This window comes from Sphaerisporangium melleum, assembly GCF_014646695.1.
In the GTDB taxonomy this organism is placed as follows: Bacteria; Actinomycetota; Actinomycetes; order Streptosporangiales; family Streptosporangiaceae; genus Sphaerisporangium; species Sphaerisporangium melleum.
In genome coordinates, this window is record NZ_BMNT01000010.1 from 56,822 (window position 1) to 77,052 (window position 20,231).

Consider the following 20,231-nt stretch of genomic DNA (forward strand, 5'->3'; position numbering starts at 1 on the left):
TGTCGTCGATCTGCACGCCGAGGAAGATGATGCGGTCCTCGAACAGCTTGTTGTACGGGCTCATCTCCTTGACGCCGTAGGTCGTGCGCTCGGTGAAGGACGGCACGACGTAGCGCGCGCTGATCGGGGGCGCGGCGGGGCGGTGCGGCATGGTGCTCCCTTCCTCGTCTTCGGTGGTGGTTGAGGTCAGGACACCGGGCCGGCGGAGGCGACCAGCGAGGCGCTGCCCACCACCTGGTCGACGAAGCCGTAGTCGCGGGCCTCGGCGGCGGTGAACCACCGGTCGTGGTCGGAGTCGCGCTCGACCTGCTCGACCGTCTGGCCGGTGTGGAAGGCGATGCGCTCGGCGAGCAGCTTCTTGGTGTAGATCATCTGCTCGGCCTGGATCTTGATGTCGGAGGCGGTGCCGCCGATGCCGCCGGAGGGCTGGTGCATCATGACCCGGGTGTGCGGCAGCGCGTACCGCTTGCCCGAGGTGCCGGCGCACAGCAGGAACTGCCCCATCGACGCGGCGAGGCCGATCGCGACGGTTGCCACATCATTTGGGACAAATTGCATGATGTCGTAAATGGCCATGCCGGCGGATACGGAACCGCCCGGGGAATTGATGTAAAGGAAGATATCGCGGTCGGCGTCCTCGGCGGACAGCAGCAGCAGCTCGCCGCAGATGCGGTTGGCTATCTCGTCGTCGACCTCCTTGCCGAGGAAGATGATGCGCTCCCGCAGCAGCCGCTGCTCCAGGGCGTCCACCGGCTGCTGCTGGGGCACCTCGACGGGCTTGGCCCGCATGACGTGCGGCGCGGAGAAGTCGAAGGGGCTCGCCGGGGAAAATGCCGGGTTCATCGTTCGCCACCTGCTCCCGTAATAGGTCGTCCACCCGCCGCGGCGGACGCGGCGGAATTCACGAACCCAACGGTGCCAGCTCCCGCTTCCCGTTCGACAGACTTTTCACTGTGGGCGTCCGCGACACCCGTTCGCTACGCTCCCGGCGAATCATTCCGGCCGATATTTCGCTCTGGACGAATTCCGCCGTCGCCCGTCATCTCCCCCATCCCTCGATCCGCTCGCCGGCCGGGGCGCCGGAGGAGGGAGCGGACGACTCGGGCGAAGGGCCGGGATTGTCGTAGGTGACGGCGATCCGGTCCCCCGGCGCGTCCACCCGGATGACCGCGCCGTCGCGCACGTCCCCGGCGACCAGGGCCCGCGCCACCCGGGTCTCGACCTCGCGGGCGATGAACCTGCGCAGCGGCCGGGCGCCGTACACCGGGTCGAAGCCCTGCTCGGCGATGGACCGCAGCGCCGCCCCGGTGACCTCCAACGTCATCAGCCGGTCGGCCAGCCGCGCCCTGAGGTCGTCGAACATCAGCGCGACGATCTGCTCGATCTCCGGCTCGGTCAGCGGCTTGAACAGCACCGTGTCGTCCACCCGGTTGAGGAACTCCGGCCGGAAGTGCGCGCGCAGCTCGCCCATGACCAGCTCGCGCGCCCGCGGCTCGATCTCGCCCCGCGCGGTCACGCCCTCCATCAGGTACTGCGACCCGATGTTGGACGTCATGATGATCACGGTGTTGCGGAAGTCGACGGTGCGGCCCTGGGCGTCGGTCAGCCGCCCGTCGTCGAGCACCTGGAGCAGGGTGTTGAACACGTCCGCGTGCGCCTTCTCCATCTCGTCGAACAGCACCACCGAGTACGGCTTGCGCCGCACGGCCTCGGTGAGCTGCCCGCCCTCCTCGTAGCCGACGTAGCCGGGCGGGGCGCCGACGAGCCGGCTGACGGTGTGCCGCTCCTGGTACTCGCTCATGTCGACCCGGACGATGTTCTCCTCGGTGTCGAACAGCGCCTGCGCCAGCGCCTTGGCCAGCTCGGTCTTCCCGACGCCGGTCGGGCCGAGGAAGATGAACGAGCCGATCGGCCGCCGCGGGTCCTTGATGCCGGAGCGGGCGCGGATGATCGCGTCGGCGACCACCCGTACCGCCTCGTCCTGGCCGATGACCCGCTCGTGCAGGATCTCGTCCAGCCGCAGCAGCTTCTCCCGCTCGCCCTCCTTCAGCCGCCGCACCGGGATGCCGGTCCAGCGGGAGACGATGCCGGCGATCTCGTCCTCGGTCACCACCTCGCGCAGCAGCCGGTGCTCGCCCTGCTTGGCCTCCAGTTGCTCCTCGGCCGCGCGCAGCCTGCGCTCCAGCTCCGGCAGCCGGCCGTGCGTCAGCTCGGCGGCCCGGTCGAGGTCGTACCGCCGCTCGGCCAGCTCGGCCTCGCGCCGCACCTCCTCCAGCTCTCGGCGCAGGTGCTGCACCTTGCGCAGCGCGTGCCGTTCGGCCTCCCACTGCGCCCGCGTGGCGTCGGCCTCGGCGCGCAGGTCGGCCAGGTCCCTGCGTAGGGCTTCCAGGCGCTGGACGCTCGCCGGGTCGCCCTCCTTGGCCAGCGCGGCCTCCTCGATCTCCAGCCGCATCACCCGGCGGGTCAGCTCGTCCAGCTCGGCGGGCATCGAGTCGATCTCGGTACGCAGCATCGCGCACGCCTCGTCCACCAGGTCGATCGCCTTGTCGGGCAGGAAGCGGTCTGCGATGTAGCGGTGGCCGAGCACGACGGCCGCGACGATCGCCGCGTCCTGGATCTTCACCCCGTGGAACACCTCCAGGCGCTCGCGCAGGCCGCGCAGGATCGACACGGCGTCCTCGACGGACGGCTCGTCCACGACCACCGGCTGGAAGCGCCGCTCCAGAGCGGCGTCCTTCTCGATGTGCTTGCGGTACTCCACGACGGTGGTCGCGCCGATCAGGTGCAGCTCGCCGCGGGCCAGCATCGGCTTGAGCATGTTGCCGGCGTCCATCGCGCCCTCGGTGGCCCCGGCGCCGACGACGTTGTGCAGCTCGTCGACGAACAGTAGGATGCGCCCCTCGGACGCCTTGACCTCGGTGAGCACGGCCTTCAGCCGCTCCTCGAACTCGCCGCGGTACTTCGCGCCCGCGATCAGCGCGCCCATGTCCAGACTGAAGATCGTCCGGTCCTTGAGCCCCTCGGGGACGTCACCCCGGGTGATGCGCTGGGCCAGCCCCTCGACGATCGCGGTCTTGCCGACCCCCGGGTCCCCGATGAGCACGGGGTTGTTCTTGGTCTTGCGGGAGAGGATCTGCACGACCCGGCGGATCTCGGCGTCCCGGCCGATCACCGGGTCCAGCTTGCCGGCCCTGGCCGCGGCGACCAGGTCCATGCCGTACTTCTCCAGCGCCTCGTAGGCCACCTCCGGGTGCGCGGAGGTCACCCGCTGGTGGCCGCGGATGCGGGTCAGCGCGTCCAGCAGCCGCTCGCGAGTCATGCCGTGCCCCTGCAGCAGCCGCCCCGCCGCGCTCTCCACCCCCTCCTCCAGCAGCGCGAGCAGCAGGTGCTCGACCGAGACGTACTCGTCCTTCAGCCGCCTGGCCTCCTGGTCGGCCCGGTCGAACAGGCTCGACAGGCGGCGGGTGACGTACACCTCGCCGGGGGCCGCGCCGGGGCCGGTGACCCTGGGCCTGCGCCCCAGCTCGGACTCCAGCTCCAGCACCAGCTTGTCCGGGTCGCCGCCCGCGGCCGACAGCAGCCGCGGGACCAGCCCCTCGGACTGGCCGAGCAGGGACAGCAGCAGGTGCTCGCCGTCCACCTCGGTGTGCCCGTGGCGGATCGCCTTGGTCTGCGCGTCGTGCAGGGCTTCCTGCGATCTCTGGGTCAGTCGGTTCGGGTCCACGGCGGCACTCCCGTCGGTCGCGAGTAGCGGCGCAGAGCCGACTCCAGCTCCGCGATGCGGTCGAGCAGGTCCAGCACCACGCCGAGCGCGGCGTAGTTGATGGACAGGCCCTCGTGCAGGCGTTCGATGCGGCCGAGCACGGCGAGCTGCGAGGGCGGGAAGCGCAGGTCCTCGTCGTGGCGGTCCAGCGGCTCCAGCAGGCCGAGGGCGACCAGCCTGCGCACGTGGTCGGGGTGCAGGCCGCCCGCCCGCGCGAACTCCTCCAGCGCGATGCCCGGCACCCGGATCAGCGCCGTCGTCACCCGGTCTCCCCTCACGCGCGCTCCCTCGGGTTGAAGTGGGACACCGCCGCCAGGCGTTCGAACGCCTCGCGCTCGGCGTCGGTCAGCGTGCGCGGCACCATGACCCGCGCCTCGGCGTACAGGTCGCCCGGTGTTCCCTTCGGGTCGGGCAGGCCGCGCCCGCGCAGCCGTAGCCGGCGGCCGGAGGAGGTGCCCGGCGGCACCTTGACCTTCGCCTCGCCGCCGGGGGTGTCGATCGGGACGGTCGCGCCGAGCGCGGCCTCCGAGGGCGTCAGCGGCAGCGGGACGTGGACGTCGCGCCCGTCGACCTGGTAGCGGGGGTCCACGATACGGACGATCAGGTACAGGTCGCCGGGCCGGCCGCCGTCGGTGCCGTGGCCGCCCTGGCCGGCGAGCCGGACGCGCTGCCCCTCGGTGACCCCGGCGGGGATCGTCACCTGCAACGTGCGCGTCCCGCCGGCCCCCTGGATGGTGATCGGGCGGCGCCCGCCGTGGTACGCCTCGCCGACGTCGAGGGTGATCTCGGCCTCCTGGTCGGCCCCGGGGACCGCGCCCCGGCGCCGCCGGCCCCGGCCGCCGCCGAACATGCCGCCCAGCAACTCCTCCAGGTCGATGTCCGCACCTGCCTGCTCCGAGGTGAAGCGGAAGCCCCGCCCCTCCCCCGCGGCCCCGGCTCCGGCGTGCTCCCAGGGGAAGCCACCGGCCGGCCGGCCGGCTCCGGCGCCCGCGCGGGCCCTGCGCCAGGCCTCGGGGTCCACGTCCTCGGGGACCGAGCGCCAGTCGGCGCCGAACGCGTCGTACCTGCGGCGTTTGGCCGGGTCGGACAGCACGTCGTAGGCCTCGGAGACGTCCTTGAACCTCTCCTCGGCGCCGGGGTCCTTGTTCACGTCCGGGTGGTAGGCGCGGGCGAGCTTGCGGTAGGCGCGCTGGATCTCGTCCTGGCCGGCCGTCCTCGGCACCCCCAGCACCTGGTAGAAGTCCCGCCCGGCCATCACCGCGCCGATCCGGGAGGCGCACCTCGCTCGTCCTGCTCGGCCGGCTCCGCCTCCTCGGCCTGCCGTTCGGCCTGCTCGGTCAACTCGCCCAGATCCGCTTGCTCGACCCGTTCGGCCTGCTCGCCCAGATCGGCCTGCTCGGTCAGCTCGCCGAGGTCGGCCTGCTCGACCCGTTCGACCGGCTCCACCGGCGCCTGTTCCGGGGTCATGGCGACGATCACCGCCGCCGGGCGGAGCTGGTGGTCGGCGTCGCCGTACCCCGGCCGCACCACCCCGGCCACGGTGCCCGCCGGGAGCTCCGGGTCGGCCACCGTGCCCACCGCCTCGTGGTGGACCGGGTCGAACGGCACGCCGAGCTCCTCGTGCCGGGGGAACCCCAGCCGGGCCAGCGTGGAAACCGCCTGGTCCCGCACCGCGCGCACCCCCTCGACCACACTGCCCGCCTCGGCGTCGGCGTGCCGCAGGGCGAGGTCCAGGTTGTCGACGACCGGCAGCACCTCCCGCACCGTTCGCGCCCGCTCGTCGGCGCGGATGCGCTCGGCGTCCCGCGCGACGCGCTTGCGCAGGTTGTCCAGCTCGGCCGCGGACCGCAGCCAGCGGTCCTCCAGCTCGGCGAGCTTCACCTCCATGTCCTGCACCGCGTCGTCGGCCTGCGGCCCGTACGACCCGTCGGCGGGCCCGGCCGATGGTGTGCCGCGTTCCTCGACCATGTCCCTCCTCCCGTTCGATCCGCCCCGGACCCCGGTGGCGGCCCGGCTCCCCCGGCCGGCCCGGCGTCCGTGCCGCCGGACCGCCGGACCGCCGGACCGCGTCCCCGCGGCCACCTGCCGGCCCACGTCGGGTTCCGCCGACCTGGGTTGCGGCCTCGTTCCGCGTACCGGGGTCCCGTCCGGTGCCGCCAGGGCGGACACCGTTCAGTCCGAGGTGGTGAACTCCGCGTCGATGACGTCCTCACCGCCCGCCTTGCGGCCCTGCCCGGCCCCCTGGGTGGCGGACGGCCCGGCGCCCGGTTCCGCGCCCGCCGGCTCCTGCCGCGCCGACACGCCGGCCAGGCCGTGGTAGACCTGCTGCAGCTCCGCGATCAGATCGCGCAGGCGCTCGACCGGGGCCTCCTCCCGGACCGCCCGCCGCGCGTCGCCGACGAGCTGCTCGGCCCGGGCCTTCTCGTGCACCGGCACCGCCTCGCCCAGCTCGCCGAGCCGGCGTTCGGCCTGGTAGGCGACCGCGTCCAGCTCGTTGCGCAGGTCGATCGTCTCGCGCACCCTGACGTCCTCGGCGCGGTGCCGCTCGGCGTCCTGCACCATGCGCTCGATCTCGCTCTTGTCCAGGTTGGAGCTCTCGCTGATCGTGATGCGCTGCTCGGCCTGGGTCTCCTTGTCCTTGGCGGTGACGTTCAGGATGCCGTTGGCGTCCACGTCGAAGGTCACCTCGATCTGCGGCACGCCGCGCGGCGCCGGGCGGATGTTCTCCAGCCGGAACCGGCCGAGGGCACGGTTGTCCGCCGCCCGCTCCCGCTCCCCCTGCAGCACCACCACGTCCACGGCGCTCTGCTCGTCCTCGGCCGTGCTGAAGGTCTCGGTGCGGCGGGCCGGGATGGTGGTGTTGCGCTCCAGCACCTTGGTCATCACCCCGCCCAGGGTCTCGATGCCCAGCGACAGCGGCGTGACGTCCAGCAGCAGTACGTCCCTGACCTCGCCCTTGAGCACACCGGCCTGGACCGCCGCCCCGTCGGCCACCACCTCGTCGGGGTTGACCGTCATGTTGGGCTCCTTGCCGCCGGTCAGGCGGCGCACCAGGCTCTGCACGGCCGGGATGCGCGTGGAACCGCCGACCAGGATGACCTCGTCCAGGTCGTCGGCCGACAGCTTGGCGTCCTCCATGGCGCGCCGCACCGGCTCCATCGTCCGCTCCACCAGGTCCCTGGTGATCTCGTCGAACGTGGAGCGCATCAGCGTGGTGTTCAGGTGCTTGGGCCCGTTGGCGTCGGCGGTGATGAACGGGAGGCTGACCGTCGTCTGGGTCACCGACGACAGCTCGACCTTGGCCTTCTCGGCGGCCTCGAACAGCCGCTGCAGGGCCTGCGGGTCGCGCCGCAGGTCGATGCCGGTCTGGTTCTGGAACTCCTCGGCCAGGTGGTCGACGATCCGGCGGTCGAAGTCGTCGCCGCCCAGGTGGGTGTCACCGGAGGTGGACCTGACCTCGATGACGCCCTCGCCGATGTCCAGGATGCTCACGTCGAAGGTGCCGCCACCGAGGTCGAACACCATCACCGTCTCGCTGCCCTTCTTGTCCAGGCCATAGGCGAGGGCGGCGGCGGTCGGCTCGTTGATGATCCGCATGACCTCGAGGCCCGCGATGCGTCCCGCGTCCCGGGTGGCGTGCCGCTGTGCGTCGTTGAAGTAGGCCGGCACGGTGATCACCGCCTCGGTGATCTTCTCGCCGAGGAACTTCGCGGCGTCCGCGACCAGCTTGCGCAGCACCAGGGCGGAGATCTCCTCCGGCGCGTACAGCTTGTCCCTGACCTTGAAGCGCACGGCGTCGTCCGGGCCGGGCACCACGTCGAACGACACGGCGTTGATCTCGCTCTGCACCTCGTCGTACCGGCGGCCGATGAACCGCTTCACGGAGTAGAGCGTGCCTTTGGGGTTGAGGATGGCCTGCCGCCGCGCGAGCTGCCCGACGAGCCGCTCCCCGGTGTCGGTGAAGGCGACCGCCGACGGGGTGGTCCGCTGCCCTTCGGCGTTCGGGATGACTACCGGCTGGCCGTCCTCGGTGGTGGCGATGACGGAGTTGGTCGTCCCGAGGTCGATGCCGACTGCCTTGGCCATTTCCGCCTCCCGGAGTCGCGGGCTGGCGGCGTGCACGCTGACGCGCCGATGCGCAGCGTGCACGCCCACACAACCGACCCTTTCCAGCCCGGCGGCGGTCCACATCCTCAATCCGGCTAGTTCGGGACGGGTCCTTGGAGGGGACGCCCCGGAATCACGTCCAGGCCCCTTGTGTACCGTGAAAAGAGGAAAAGCGCTGGTAGAGCAGGGTGAGGCGCGGGGCGTCGCGGGGGAGTGATGCGCGGACGCGAGCCCGAGTGGCACATCGTCAACCGGCTGCTGCGCGCGGCCGAGCACGGGGGCGGCGGCACGCTCCTGATCGAAGGCGAGCCGGGGGCGGGCAAGAGCCTGCTGCTCGCCGAGGCCGCCGCACAGGCCGCCAGGCAGGGTTTCCTGCTGGCCGTCGCCGGGGCGACCGGCGCCGCGACGCACCCCGAGCGGGACGAGACGCCCGGCGGTGACGCACGGCCCGAGGCCGCGGACCCCCGGGCGCGGGCGCTGCGCCGGCTGCGCGCCCGGTTGAGCCGCGGCACGGCGGACCACCCGGTGCTGGTGGGCCTGGACGACCTGCAGTGCGCCGACGCCGCCACCCTGGCCGCGCTGCGCACCCTGCACGCGCGGCTCGGCGCGTCCCGGGCGGTGTGGCTGCTGTCCCGGTCGGTCACCCCGGCCGGGTACACCTGCCGGACCGCTTCCGGTGCGGGGTGGCCGGCCCGGCGGCAGGCCGGGACCGGCGGCGGCTCGCCGTCCCGGACGTGGGCCGCCGAGGGCAGCGACCACCTGTTCCGCAGCCTGGAGCGGCAGGGCGCGGTCCGGTTGCCGCTGCGCCCCCTGGCCGAGGAGGCGGTGGCCGCGGTGGCCGCCGACGTGCTGGGCGCGGTGCCGAGGCCCGACCTGCTGGCCGGCGCGGCGGGCGCGGGCGGGAACCCGTTCCTGCTGGTGGAGCTGCTCAACGGGCTGCGCGAGGAGGGCGCGGTCGAGATCCACGGCGGCCGGGCCGGGCTCACCCGCCCGCCGGAGCCGCCGCGACGGGTGCGGGCCCTGGTGCGCTCGCGCCTTTGCGCGCTCAGCCGGGAGGCGCGGCAGCTCGTCGAGGTGTCCGCGGTGCTCGGCAGGCGGTTCTCCCCCGAGGACGCCGCCGAGCTGGTCGGCACGACCCCCGCGGCGCTGCTGCCCGCCGTCGAGGAGGCACTGGACGCCGGGCTGGTGACGGCCACCGACGACACCCTGGAGTTCCGGCACGAGCTGGTCTGGCGGGCCGTGGTCGCCGAACTGCCGCCGCCGATGCGGCACGCGCTGCACCATCAGATCGGCCGCATCCTGCTCGGCCGGGGCGGCGCCCCCGCGCGCGCCGCCGGGCACCTGATCGAGGGCACCCGGCCCGGCGACACCCGCACCCTGGCCGACCTCGACCACGCCATCACCGAGGTCCTCGCCACCACGCCGGACGCCGCCGCCGACCTCGCCGTCCTCGCCGTCGAGCTGAGCGACCCCGCCGACCCGGGACGGCCCGCGCGACTGCTCACCGCGGTCGAGGCCACCACGCGGGCCGGCCGGCTCGCCGAGGCCGAACGGCTGGCGCGCTCGGCACGCCCCCACTCACTGCCCGCCCCTCTCCTCGCCGAGCTGCACTGCGCGCTCTCCGGCGTCCTGCTGCTGCGCGGACGCGCCGCCGAGGCGGTCACCGCGGCGCGCGGCGCGCTGCGCGAGCCCGGCACACCGCCCCCGCCCCACCGCCCCGGCCCGCCCTCGCCGCCGTACCGGCCCGACTCGCGGGAGTCGTCACCCGGGTCGTCCGTGCCGTTGCGCGACCGTGCCACCGAGGCCCTGCTGTACGCCCTGGCGGCCCTTCCCGACCACGAAGCAGCCGAACGCGAGGCCCACCACGTACTGCGCACCTGCGGCATCGCCTCGGACGCCCGGCCGCGCGGCGAAACGGACGCCGGACGGCACAGCGGACCGGCGAGCGGCGAGCCGCAAGGCCGGACGAACACCGGACACCGCGACGAGCACGACACCGGAACACACCCCGGCGCGGGCGCCGGGACGGCCGTCGTCCGGCAGTTCGATGGGCTCGGCGCCGGGTACGGCGAGGTCGCGGTGAGCGCGGCGCTGGCGGTGCTCGGGGCGGTCGCCTGGAGCGGCGGGCGGCCGGACGAGGGGCTGCGGCGGGCCTGGGAGTCCGTACACCGGGCACCGGCCGGGCGCAGTGCGCGGCCCCGGCTCGCGCTGGCCGCGACGCTGCTCGACGCCGGGCGACCGGACGAGGCGCGGGCCGTACTGCGCGAGGCCGCGGAGGAGATCGAGGCGCTCGGCCACCTCGCGTGGGCGCCCGCCCCCGCCGTGCTGACCGCGCGGGCCGAGCTGGCCTGCGGACGGCTCGCGGAGGCGACGGGGCACGCACAGGCCGCGCTCGACCTCGCCGAGGCCACCGGCGCCCGGCTGTTCGTCCCGGACGCCGCGTCCGTGCTGGCGACCGCCGCCCTGCGCCGCGGCGACATCCGCTCGGCCGCCCGGCACGCCGAGACCGCCCTCGCCGCGGACTCCCCGTGCGGTCCCGGCGCGCCGGAGGATCCGCCGGGCCGGTCACCCCGGCGCCCCACCTCCGCGTCCGTACGGGCCGCGCTGGTGGCGGTCCAGGTGACCGAGGCGGCGGCCGGCCCGCACGCGGCCATGGCCCAGGCCGCCCCGCTGTACGCCGCACTGCGCGAGGGCGGCGCACGGGCGCGGGCCGTCCTGGCCGGTGAGCCCGGCGCCGCGCCATGGCTCCTGCGCCTGGCCCTGACGGCCGGGGACCGCCGCACCGCCGAGCTGGTGGCCGCCGCCGCCGAGGACCTCGCGAGGCTCGTCCCCGAGTCGCCCGCATCTCGGGCGGCGGCCGTGCACGCGCGCGGACTGCTGGACGGGGACGCCGCCGCGCTGGGCCTCGTCGCCGCGCGTGGCAGCGACCCCTGGGCGCGCGCGTCCGCCGCCGAGGACCTCGGGCAGGCGCCTGCGGCCGGGGACGACGGCCACCGGGCATGCGTACGGGCGCTGGAGGAGGCGCTGGCCGGCTACGAGCGCTGCGGGGCGGCCCGGGACGCCGGCCGGATACGCCACAGGCTGCGCCGGCTCGGGGTGCGGCACCGGCACTGGGCGACCGCCGACCGGCCGGCGTGCGGCTGGGCCAGCCTGACCGACACCGAGCGGACGGTCTCGCTGCTCGTCGCCCAGGGGCTGACCAACCGCCAGGTCGCCGGGCAGATGTTCCTCAGCGCGCACACGGTGGCCTTCCACCTTCGCCAGACCTTCCGCAAGCTGGGCATCGGCTCACGCGTGGAGCTCACCCGGCTCGTCCTGGAACGCCGTCACGACGCCACCCCGCCCGACGGCCGCCGAGACACATCGGACCGTCCAGGGATGTGAACGCCCACCGGGGCACGCCGACCTTGAGGCCGGAACGCCGTGCAAGGACGTCTGCACGAGGCGCCCGCCGGCCCACCCCTCCGATGATTGCCGTTTCCGGTGCTCAGTGAGGGCGTGCCGGCGTGCCCGGCGCGGGATCGCCCGGGAGAAGGCCGTCAGGCGGCCGGGGATTCGGGTGCCCGCCGGGGGGCCGGTGCGTTTCAATAGGGGTCACCGGGGACGCAGGGGTGACCGGGGACGCGGGCCGCACGGAGGCGGGCTTCAGGCGGAGGCGCGGGTCTGGTGGTAGGCCAGAGGGGTGGCGAAGGGAGCGGTGAAGGCGGCCCAGACGAGCTTGCCGTGGCCTTGGTTCACCCGCCAGCCCCACGAGCAGCTCAGGCTCTCCACCAGGTGCAGGCCACGGCCGCTCTCGGCGAAGTGGTCGGCCCGGGTGATCACGGGCGGCAGGTCATGCGGGTCGTAGACGGCGCAGACGAGATGGGAGGCGCGATGCAGCAGCCGGAGCCGGGTGGGCTCCCCCGCGTGCCGCATGGCGTTGGTCACCAGCTCGGAGACCACCACGCGGATCTCGTACGCCAGCTCGTCCAGGCCCCAGTTGTTCAGCGTGGCGACGGTGAAGTCCCGCGCGACCTTTACGGTCGCGCCGCTGTGACCGAGCCCGCCCAGTTCGGCGCCGAAGGGCTCCCAGGAGTCTCCCTCGACTGCGGGCAGCAGCCACCAGGGAGCCTCACCCCGGACTACGGACTGCCGGCCTACCTGGTGTGCGGTCATCGAGGTCCTCACTGTGTCGCGGCCGGTCAGACGGCCCTGACATGACGGGGCAAGTCAATCTTTCTTCACGACACGTTCCGATGCAAGTACGGATGCACGTGCAAATCCCACTTTTCTCAAGAAAGTCGGACTTATGACCACCAATGACCGTTTTTGACGAAAGCGACGGTCGAAAACCTCCGACCCCTTTCGCCCGGTGTACGAGCATGACTCAGGGATGAGACACTGTCGGCTGCTCATTCATCCGTGGCTCCAGGGAGCTCGCATGATCTCGGCCCTCGGACAAGACGACGAAGCACCTGATGGACATATCCTCGCGTACTCGCGAGGCGGCCCGACGGCCCTGCGCATCCTCCTCGGCGCGCACCTCCGCCGGCTGCGCACCGAAAAGGGCATCACGCGCGAGGCGGCGGGCGACGCCATCCGTGCCTCGCACGCCAAGATCAGCCGGTTGGAGCTCGGACGCGTCGGCTTCAAGACGCGCGACATCGCCGACCTGCTCACCCTCTACGGGGTGGTCACCCCCGAGGAGCGCGAGACGTTCCTCAAGCTGGCCCAGCAGGCCAACGCCCCCGGCTGGTGGCAGAAGTACAGCGACCTGCTGCCGAACTGGTTCGAGCTGTACGTCGGCCTGGAGGAGGCCGCCTCGGTCATCCGCACCTACGAGATCCAGTTCGTGCCGGGTCTCACCCAGACCGAGGACTACGCCCGCGCCGTGATCATGCTCGGCCACTCCGAGGCCCCGGCCGGGGAGATCGACCGGCGCGTCGCACTGCGCATGGCACGGCAGCAGCGCATCATCGGACCCGACGGCCCGAGGCTGTGGGCCCTGGTGGACGAGGCGGCGCTGCGGCGCCCGCTCGGCGGCAGGAACGTCATGCGCGCCCAGGTGGAGCGGCTCCTGGAGCTCACCGAGCTGCCGGCCATCACCCTCCAGGTGGTGCCGTTCGGCCAGGGCGGGCACGCGGCGGCCGGTGGGCCGTTCACCATCCTGCGCTTCACCGAGCGCGACCTGCCCGACGTCGTGTACATGGAGCAGCTCACCAGCGCCCTTTATCTGGACAAGCGCGAAGAGACCGACCCGTACATGAAGGTCATGGACCGCCTGTGCGTGGAGGCCGCCAACGTCGCCGAATCCCGGCGCTTCCTGGAGGCCCTGCGCAAGGAGCTGTGAGCCCTGGCGCTTCGCGGGTATATCCGGCCGAATGCCGGGCACGGGCTATCAGAAGGTAAACGCAGATCAGAGGAGGCATCATGCTCCAAGGCAAGACGATCGCCTTTCTGGTGGCCCCCGAGGGCATCGAGCAGATCGAGCTGACCGAGCCCTGGCGGGCCGTGGAACAGGCCGGCGGCACTCCGCGCCTGATCTCCACCCAGCACGGCAAGGCCCAGGCCTACAACCACCTCGACAAGGCTGACGCGTTCGACATCGACGCGACCGTGGACGAGGTCGGCGTGGACGACTTCGACGGGCTGGTCCTGCCCGGCGGCCTCGCCAACCCGGACAACCTGCGGATGCACGAGAACGCCGTGCGCTTCGCGCGCGGGTTCTTCGACGCGGGCAAGCCGGTGGCGGCCATCTGCCACGCGCCGTGGACCCTGGTCGAGGCGGGCGTCGTGGGCGACCGCGCGATGACGTCGTGGCCGAGCATCAAGACCGACCTGCACAACGCGGGCGCGTCCTGGGTCGACCAGGAGGTCGTGGTGTGCACCAACGGGCCGAACACCCTGATCACCAGCCGCAAGCCGGACGACCTCAAGGCGTTCTGCCAGGCCACGATCGACGCATTCGGCGGCTCCTGACCATGTCGCGGGCCGTCGCGGGCCAGGCCGGCTCGCGACGGCCCACGCCGAATCCGGCCATCTCGTTGTACGCGATATCGGTCTCTGCCATGCTTTCCGCCATCGGCGGCGGATCGGCATGCCGCCCGATCTGAAAGATCACCAGATGACCGAGGTATTCACGCTCGGCGAGGCGCTCGGCGTCGTCTCGGCCGACCGGCTCCGGCACGACTCCGAGGTGCGCCTCGACGTCGCCGGCGCCGAGTTCACCGCCGCCGTGGGCCTGGCCCGGCTGGGCCACGCCGTGACCTGGCTCGGCCGGGTCGGCGACGACGAGCTCGGCGCCCGCGTCATCACCGTGCTGCGCGGCGAGGGGGTGGACATCTCCTGCGCGCAGATCGACCCCGCCGCCCCCACCGGGCTGGTGGTCCGGCAGCGGCGCATCGGCCGGGTGGGGCACGTCGTCCACTACCGCGGCGGCTCGGCCGGCTCCAGGCTCGGCCCGGGCGACATCCCGGCGCGCGCCGTACAGGCGGCCAAGGTGCTGCACATCACCGGCGTCACGCCCGCGCTCAGCGGCACCGCGTGGAGCGCGGCCCACCATGCGATCAAGCTGGCCCGGGAGGCCGGCGTCACGGTCTCCGTGGACGTCAACCACCGTCCCCAGCTATGGGTGGACCGCCAGGAGGCCGTCGAGGCGCTCACCGAGCTGGCCACCGGCGCGGACGTCCTGTTCGCCAACCAGGACGAGCTGCAGCTCATCGAGCCGGCCATTGGAACGGTCCGCGAGCTGGTGGTCACCCGAGGCGGCAAGGGCGCGAGCGCGACCGTCAGCGGCATGCGCTACGACGCCCAGGCCGCCCCGGTGACCGTGGTCGACCCGGTGGGCGCGGGCGGCGCCTTCGTCGCGGGCTACCTCAGCGGGATGCTCGAAGAGCTGCATCCGACCGACCGGCTGCGCCGCGGCGCCGCCCTCGCGGCGTTCACCGTGGCCAGCCCCAGCCCCTGGCAAGGGCTGCCCACCCGCTCGGAACTCCCCCCGCTCACCTTCTGACCGGAAGGGCGGTCCTTGACGCACCGGGGGCGGGTCACCAGGCCAGGAAGACGCTGACCCCGGGCTGCGGCAGGAACGGGATGCCGGCTCCGGCGCCCACCCCGCCGATGATGGGGCCCGTGCAGCCGGCCGACCCGTACACGGCGGCGACCGCGGGGATGCCGGGCGAGCCGAAGGTGTTCTTGATCGACAAGATCGGGAACGGCGGCCGCACGCATCCCGATCCCGGCGACAGGTAGGTCATCGTGCCGGTGTAGTTGTAGCCGCTCCACGCGCAGATGGAGCCGGGCTTGCAGTCCTCCACGGCGGCCCGCGCCGTCTGGGGCGCGAGCGACAGCGCCGCCGCCCCCGCGAGCGCGGCGAGTGAGACCAGACGCGCGCCTCGGCGTACCGACATTTCCGATCACCCCTTCTTCGGATACCGATCGAACGGTGCCCGATCGCGTAGACCGTGCACCGCGTCATCCACCGGCCCCCGTCGGGACGTGCCGTGTCCGCGGCTGGCACCACGTACAGGGCGGCCCCCTCGCACGAGCGCCGTCGGGCCGGTGCGGCGCCGGAAATCGGCGGCCGGCGGGCGGGACGGCCGGGCGTGGCTCCGCCGTCCCGCCTGCGGGCTCCGCTCCCACGCGCAGCCGGTGTTCTTCCGCATCAACTCATCACGGCCCGGGCCGGTCAAGCTCCGCCACGCCGCTTCGCACGTCTCTGGTGGCAGCGGCGCCGACCGCCCTGGCCACGTGTGAAACTTTCCTTCGCAGGCGGCACTCGTGGAGCGGAATCGTTCCGCCGATCACGATCGATCATTGCGCCTCAGTCGGCCAGCTGCGTATATGCCTTGCCAGACATATACCGCATGCGGCATATTCGGTGATGTGCCCGATGTCGTGTGGTCCGTACTGATCGATTCGCACCGCCGCGCGATGCTCGACCTGCTGCGCGAACGCCCGCGCACCGTCGGCGAGTTGGCCGAAGGGCTGCGCCTGTCCCAGCCGGCCACCTCCAAGCACCTGCGCGTGCTGCGCGACGCCGGCCTCGTACGGGTCACACCGGACGCGCAGCGGCGGGTCTACCGCCTGGACCCCGCGCCGCTGGCCGGCCTCGACGCCTGGCTCGCCCCCTACCGGCGGCTGTGGAACGACCGCCTCGACGCGCTCGGGCACCACCTGGACACCACGAACGAGGAGACGTGATGGATCTCGGCACCTACATCGAGCACCAGGGCCGCCCGGCCGTCCGCTTCGAGCGCACCTACGACCACCCGATCGGCAAGGTCTGGACGGCCGTCGCGACGCCGGAAGGGCTGGCCCACTGGTTCCCCTCCGCCGTCGAGCTCGAACCCCACGCGGGCGGGAAGATCAGCTTCGCCGGCGATCCCCACATGGAGCCGTCGACCGGCACCATCGTGGCGTTCGAGCCGCCACGGCGCCTGGCCTTCACCTGGTTCGAGGACGAGTTGCACTTCGAGCTGGAGCCGCTCGGCGAAGGCCGGTGCCGGCTGACCCTGGTCAACGTGCTCGGCGAGGCCGACACCGCCGCGCGCAACGCGGCCGGCTGGAGCGTCTGCCTCAACGAACTGGACCGGCACGTCGCCGGAGCGCAGGCCGAGGGGCCGCACAGTGCCACCGCCGCCCCGTGGCGGCCGTACTACGACGCCTATCTGGCCGCCGGCCTGCCGTCCGGAGCTCCCGTCCCCGGGATGACCGACGACTCCCCGCCCGCGGCGGACTGACGAAACGCCAGGTCATGGCATCCGCATGATCGAACTCCCCGCGCACGCGCCGTGCCGGGGACCGGGACGGTCTCTCACGATCCGGGGAGGCGCCGTACGCGCGTGTTGCCCGGGTCGTAGACCGGCTCGGCGACGACCTGCGCGGCCACCCAGCCGCCGTTGACGCCGACCTCCACCGCGCCGAGGGCGTCCGGCCCGTCATCGGTCACCGGCAGGTAGGTGTAGGCGATCGAGCGGTCCACCCGGTGGCCGTACCCGCCGCTGGTGACCCGGGACGCGGGGACGCCGTCCACCCGCACCGGCTCCCCGCCCAGGCAGACCTGGCGGGGGTCGGCGAGCACGAGGCAGCGCAGCGTGCGTTTCGGGGGCGTCAGCGCGCTCCGGCCGAGGAAGTCCTTGCCCGCCGCGACCGCGAAGCCGAGCCCGGCCTCCAGCGGGGTCGTCTCGGGGGTGATGTCCAGCCCCCAGACGCGGTACCCCTTCTCCAGCCGGAGGCAGTCGAGCGCGCGGTAACCCGCCGGGCGCATGCCGTGCGGCGCGCCGGCCTCCATCAGCACGTCCCACAGCGTCAGGCCGTACTCCGACGGGCAGTACAGCTCCCAGCCGAACTCGCCGGCGAAGGTCACCCGCTGGGCGAGCACCGGCACGCCGGCGACCGCGATCTCCCTGGCCCGCAGGTAGCCGAAGGTCAGGTCGTCGTCGCTCAGCCCGCCGAGGATGTCCAGCGCCTTCGGCCCCCACAGGCAGTAGCAGGCGTAGGCCGAGGTGACGTCCCGCACGTCCAGGCCGTGGCGGCGCAGCCAGGCCGCGTCGTGCACGCCGAACGCCGTCCCGGTCACCATGCGGAACCGGTCGGCGCCCAGCCGGGTGACGGTCACGTCGGCCTCGATGCCGCCGCGCTCGTTGAGCATCTGGGTGTACACGACCGAGCCGACCGGCCGGTCCAGGTCGCCCGCGCACACCCGCTGGAGTCCCGCCAGCCCGGTGATCTCCAGTTTGGCGAAGGAGGTCTGGTCGAACAGGGCCGCGGCGTCACGGGTGGCCAGGCACTCGGCCCGGATCGCGGGCGACCAGAACCTCCCCGCCCACCCCACCGGCCGGAACTCCTCCCCCCAGCCCGCACTCGTACCGGAGGCCGCGCTCGTAGCTTCGTTGGTGGCGAACCAGTTGACGCGTTCCCAGCCGGACTTCTCGCCGAACGCGGCGCCGAGCCCGGCGTGCCGCACCCAGGCCGGTGAGCGGCGCAGCGGGCGGGCGGCGGTGCGTTCCTCGCCGGGGTACACCACGTCGTAGTACTTGCTGTAGGAGTCGAGCGCCTTGGCCCGGGCCCACCGCGCGCTGCGCGCGTGCGCGCCGAACCGGCGCACGTCCATGCCGAACACGTCGTACTCGGGCGTGCCGTCCACGATCCACTCGGCCATGACCTTGCCCACGCCGCCCGCCGCCGCGAGCCCGTGGACGCAGAAGCCGGCCGCGACCCACAGGCCCGCGACCGCGGTCTCGCCCAGCAGGAACTCACCGTCCGGGGTGAACGCCTCCGGGCCGTGCACGACCTTGGCGAACGCCGCCGGGTCCTCCCCGGCGGCCCCCTGCGGCCCTTCGCCGGTGACGTCCCGCAGCGCAGGGAGTCTGCGCACGGCCGACTGCCACGACTCGCGGAACTTCGCCATGTCCGGCGCGAACAGCGTGCGCGGCTCGGCCAGCGGCGCGGCGGCGTCCCACACCTGCGGGTCGCGGATGTACCCGCCGACGAGGATGCCGCCGTCCTGCTCCCGGAAGTAGACGATGTTGTCCGGGTCACGGACCGTCGGCGCCGAGGACGGCACCCCGAACGGCCGGGTGACGACGTACTGGTGCTTGATCGGCACGATGGGGACGTCCGCGCCGGCCAGCCGGCCGAGCCGCCCGGCCGCCGCGCCCGCCGCGTTCACCACGGTCTCGGTGGCGATGACCTGCTCGCCCACGAGCACCCCGCGCACCCGCCCGTCCCGTACGTCGAACCCGGTGACCTCGGCCCCGGTCACGATGCGCGCGCCGAGCTTCTCCGCGCCGGCGGCGAGGGCGCGGGCGAGGCTCGCCGGGTCCAGCCAGCCGTCGCCGGGCAGCCACAGCGCGGCGCGCACGTCGCCGACCTGCATCAACGGCAGCATGTCGCCGGCCTCGCGCGCCGAGACCAGCGCCATGTCCAGCCCGTACGTCTCGGCGGCGCCCGCCTGGCGCAGCAGTTCCTCCTGCCGCTCGGCGGTGGTGGCCAGCCGCAGGCCGCCCACTCCGTGCCAGCCCGGGTCCAGGCCGGTCAGCTCGCGCAGTTCCGGGTACAGCCCCGCCGAGTACATGATCATGCGGGTCTGGGTGACGGTGGACCTGAGCTGGCCGACGAATCCGGCCGAGTGCCACGTGGTGCCTTCCGTGAGGCCGTGCCGTTCGAGGAGGATGACATCGGTCCAGCCGAGTCGTGCCAGGTGGTAGGCCACGCTGCACCCGGCGACGCCACCACCGATGACCACCGCCCGTGCCTCGGCGGGAAGTTTCACCATTGGTACCCCCGTGTAACACCTGGCCCGGACAATCGGATCAATGGTCTGAAGGTAGACCAAAGGAGGCACGCGTGCCAGACCTCGGCTCGGCCCTCGAACTCGTCGCGGCCTGGGCGGGCCGGCCGATCACCCCTACCCAGATCAAGGGCGGGCTGAGCCACCGCATCGTGCGCGTCGAGGCCGAGACCGGCGAGCGCTGGCTGCTGCGCATCCTGGACCCGCGCGTCTCGGCCGCCGGGCTCGGCATCCCGCTGGACCTGGAGATCGTGAACACGACCCGGGCCGCGCAGACCGGGGTCGGCGCCCGGGTGCTGCTCCGGCTGCCCGGCGCGATCCTGCTGGAGTACATCGACGGCGTCACGCTGGACGCCGCGGCGGTGCGCGACCCGGAGATGGCCGGGCGCATCGCGACCGCCTGCCGCCGCCTGCACGCCGGGCCGCGCTTCGCCACCGACTTCTCGATCTTCCGGAAGCTGGAGGAGCTGCTGGGGCTCTGCCGCGCCCACGACCTGCCCATCCCGGACGGCTACCAGGACCGGCTGCCCGCCGTCGCCGCGATCGAGACCGCGCTGGCCGCGCGGCCGTTGCCGGACGTGCCGTGCCACAACGACCTGCTGCCGGAGAACTTCATCTTCGACGGCTCGCGGGTCCGCATCGTGGACTACCAGCTCTCCGGCAACAACGACCCGGCCTTCGAGCTCGGCGACATCGCCGCCGAGGCCGACTACGACCCGGACATGGTCGGGTGCTTGACGCGGGCCTATTTCGGGGACGAGACTCCCGCGGCAAGAGTCCGGCTCAATCTGATCATGTCCAACCTCACCTGGACGCTGTGGTTCAGCGTCCACCACGGCCTGCTCGCCGAGCACGCCGCGGCGGCCGACTTCGACTACGAGGCCGAGGCCGCCGACAAGTTCGCGCAGGCCGTCCGTGATCTCGACGATCCGGGGTTCGGCCGGCTCATCGACGACGTCCGGGGCGGGCGGCACCGGACGGGCGGGGCCGGCGCGCCCTTCGTCCGCATGCCGCCCGGCCCCGCCCCGCCCTCATCCCCTGCCTGATCCCGCGCCGGCCGCTCCCCCCGCTGCTCCTCCCCGATCCCGT

Annotated in this window: 16 protein-coding genes and 1 pseudogene; 7 read left to right on the plus strand and 10 right to left on the minus strand. The window is 73.3% G+C overall.

Annotated elements, in window-relative coordinates:
* The 7 genes and pseudogenes from clpP to dnaK form a co-directional block, all read right to left on the minus strand.
* Positions 1-151, minus strand: a pseudogene (gene clpP, locus IEY93_RS37995) (ATP-dependent Clp protease proteolytic subunit); the annotation flags it as partial.
* A gap of 35 nt (positions 152-186) precedes the next feature.
* Positions 187-789 carry an ATP-dependent Clp protease proteolytic subunit gene (locus tag IEY93_RS10655; protein WP_189162950.1) on the minus strand — a complete coding sequence of 201 codons (603 nt, stop codon included), beginning with the start codon at positions 787-789 and terminating at the stop codon, positions 187-189.
* Positions 790-1,039: 250 nt separating this feature from the next.
* Positions 1,040-3,724 carry an ATP-dependent chaperone ClpB gene (gene clpB / locus IEY93_RS10660; RefSeq protein ID WP_189162837.1) on the minus strand — a complete coding sequence of 895 codons (2,685 nt, stop codon included), beginning with the start codon at positions 3,722-3,724 and terminating at the stop codon, positions 1,040-1,042.
* Positions 3,706-4,041, minus strand: a complete 336-nt coding sequence (locus tag IEY93_RS10665; protein WP_229691031.1) for a chaperone modulator CbpM — start codon at positions 4,039-4,041, stop codon at positions 3,706-3,708. The genes clpB and IEY93_RS10665 overlap by 19 nt, the downstream gene beginning before the upstream one ends.
* Positions 4,038-5,018: a DnaJ C-terminal domain-containing protein gene (locus tag IEY93_RS39330; protein WP_189162838.1), complete on the minus strand. Its 981-nt coding sequence runs from the start codon at positions 5,016-5,018 to the stop codon at positions 4,038-4,040. The genes IEY93_RS10665 and IEY93_RS39330 overlap by 4 nt, the downstream gene beginning before the upstream one ends.
* Complete coding sequence (locus IEY93_RS10675) at positions 5,018-5,731, minus strand: nucleotide exchange factor GrpE (protein ID WP_189162839.1); 714 nt, start codon at positions 5,729-5,731, stop codon at positions 5,018-5,020. The genes IEY93_RS39330 and IEY93_RS10675 overlap by 1 nt, the downstream gene beginning before the upstream one ends.
* A gap of 204 nt (positions 5,732-5,935) precedes the next feature.
* The gene (gene dnaK / locus IEY93_RS10680; protein WP_189162840.1) at positions 5,936-7,849 is read right to left on the minus strand and encodes a molecular chaperone DnaK; all 1,914 of its coding nucleotides are present in this window, start codon (positions 7,847-7,849) and stop codon (positions 5,936-5,938) included.
* A gap of 237 nt (positions 7,850-8,086) precedes the next feature.
* Here dnaK and IEY93_RS10685 point away from each other — a divergent pair, with 237 nt between their 5' ends.
* The gene (locus tag IEY93_RS10685; protein ID WP_189162841.1) at positions 8,087-11,254 is read left to right on the plus strand and encodes a helix-turn-helix transcriptional regulator; all 3,168 of its coding nucleotides are present in this window, start codon (positions 8,087-8,089) and stop codon (positions 11,252-11,254) included.
* Between the two features lie 261 nt (positions 11,255-11,515).
* Here IEY93_RS10685 and IEY93_RS10690 read toward each other — a convergent pair whose 3' ends face one another.
* Complete coding sequence (locus tag IEY93_RS10690) at positions 11,516-12,025, minus strand: ATP-binding protein (RefSeq protein ID WP_189162842.1); 510 nt, start codon at positions 12,023-12,025, stop codon at positions 11,516-11,518.
* A gap of 265 nt (positions 12,026-12,290) precedes the next feature.
* On the opposite strand from IEY93_RS10690, the gene IEY93_RS10695 reads away from it, so the two are divergent.
* The 3 genes from IEY93_RS10695 (at position 12,291) to IEY93_RS10705 (ending at position 14,861) form a co-directional block, all read left to right on the plus strand.
* Complete coding sequence (locus tag IEY93_RS10695; RefSeq protein ID WP_189162843.1) at positions 12,291-13,199, plus strand: Sco1979 family transcriptional regulator; 909 nt, start codon at positions 12,291-12,293, stop codon at positions 13,197-13,199.
* 80 nt (positions 13,200-13,279) lie between these two features.
* Positions 13,280-13,828 (plus strand): type 1 glutamine amidotransferase domain-containing protein, encoded by a 549-nt coding sequence (locus IEY93_RS10700; RefSeq protein ID WP_189162844.1) that lies wholly within the window; start codon positions 13,280-13,282, stop codon positions 13,826-13,828.
* Positions 13,829-13,973: 145 nt separating this feature from the next.
* On the plus strand, positions 13,974-14,861 hold the full coding sequence (locus IEY93_RS10705) for a sugar kinase (protein WP_189162845.1): 888 nt from the start codon (positions 13,974-13,976) through the stop codon (positions 14,859-14,861).
* Between the two features lie 34 nt (positions 14,862-14,895).
* Here the strand turns inward: IEY93_RS10705 and IEY93_RS10710 are convergent, their stop codons facing one another.
* Entirely contained in the window at positions 14,896-15,258 is a 363-nt protein-coding gene (locus IEY93_RS10710) for a peptidase inhibitor family I36 protein (protein WP_189162846.1), read from the minus strand.
* A gap of 475 nt (positions 15,259-15,733) precedes the next feature.
* Here IEY93_RS10710 and IEY93_RS10715 point away from each other — a divergent pair, with 475 nt between their 5' ends.
* Both IEY93_RS10715 and IEY93_RS10720 read left to right on the plus strand, forming a co-directional pair.
* The gene (locus IEY93_RS10715) at positions 15,734-16,051 is read left to right on the plus strand and encodes an ArsR/SmtB family transcription factor (protein WP_268241548.1); all 318 of its coding nucleotides are present in this window, start codon (positions 15,734-15,736) and stop codon (positions 16,049-16,051) included.
* Entirely contained in the window at positions 16,051-16,590 is a 540-nt protein-coding gene (locus IEY93_RS10720; RefSeq protein WP_189162848.1) for an SRPBCC family protein, read from the plus strand. Before IEY93_RS10715 ends, IEY93_RS10720 begins: the two co-directional genes overlap by 1 nt.
* A gap of 74 nt (positions 16,591-16,664) precedes the next feature.
* On the opposite strand, the gene IEY93_RS10725 is transcribed toward IEY93_RS10720, so the two are convergent.
* Positions 16,665-19,127, minus strand: a complete 2,463-nt coding sequence (locus tag IEY93_RS10725; RefSeq protein ID WP_189162849.1) for a GcvT family protein — start codon at positions 19,125-19,127, stop codon at positions 16,665-16,667.
* A gap of 71 nt (positions 19,128-19,198) precedes the next feature.
* On the opposite strand from IEY93_RS10725, the gene IEY93_RS10730 reads away from it, so the two are divergent.
* Positions 19,199-20,188 (plus strand): phosphotransferase, encoded by a 990-nt coding sequence (locus IEY93_RS10730; RefSeq protein ID WP_189162850.1) that lies wholly within the window; start codon positions 19,199-19,201, stop codon positions 20,186-20,188.
* Positions 20,189-20,231: the final 43 nt, after the last annotated feature.

Excerpts from the sequence above, each read along its gene's own strand:
- IEY93_RS39330 (WP_189162838.1), bottom strand. The coding sequence starts at position 5,018 with ATGGCCGGGCGGGACTTCTACCAGGTGCTGGGGGTGCCGAGGACGGCC.
- IEY93_RS10655 (WP_189162950.1), bottom strand. The coding sequence starts at position 789 with ATGCGGGCCAAGCCCGTCGAGGTGCCCCAGCAGCAGCCGGTGGACGCC.
- IEY93_RS10700 (WP_189162844.1), top strand. The coding sequence starts at position 13,280 with ATGCTCCAAGGCAAGACGATCGCCTTTCTGGTGGCCCCCGAGGGCATC.
- IEY93_RS10705 (WP_189162845.1), top strand. The coding sequence starts at position 13,974 with ATGACCGAGGTATTCACGCTCGGCGAGGCGCTCGGCGTCGTCTCGGCC.
- IEY93_RS10675 (WP_189162839.1), bottom strand. The coding sequence starts at position 5,731 with ATGGTCGAGGAACGCGGCACACCATCGGCCGGGCCCGCCGACGGGTCG.
- IEY93_RS10725 (WP_189162849.1), bottom strand. The coding sequence starts at position 19,127 with ATGGTGAAACTTCCCGCCGAGGCACGGGCGGTGGTCATCGGTGGTGGC.
- IEY93_RS10685 (WP_189162841.1), top strand. The coding sequence starts at position 8,087 with ATGCGCGGACGCGAGCCCGAGTGGCACATCGTCAACCGGCTGCTGCGC.
- dnaK (WP_189162840.1), bottom strand. The coding sequence starts at position 7,849 with ATGGCCAAGGCAGTCGGCATCGACCTCGGGACGACCAACTCCGTCATC.
- IEY93_RS10720 (WP_189162848.1), top strand. The coding sequence starts at position 16,051 with ATGGATCTCGGCACCTACATCGAGCACCAGGGCCGCCCGGCCGTCCGC.
- IEY93_RS10695 (WP_189162843.1), top strand. The coding sequence starts at position 12,291 with ATGATCTCGGCCCTCGGACAAGACGACGAAGCACCTGATGGACATATC.
- IEY93_RS10690 (WP_189162842.1), bottom strand. The coding sequence starts at position 12,025 with ATGACCGCACACCAGGTAGGCCGGCAGTCCGTAGTCCGGGGTGAGGCT.
- IEY93_RS10710 (WP_189162846.1), bottom strand. The coding sequence starts at position 15,258 with ATGTCGGTACGCCGAGGCGCGCGTCTGGTCTCACTCGCCGCGCTCGCG.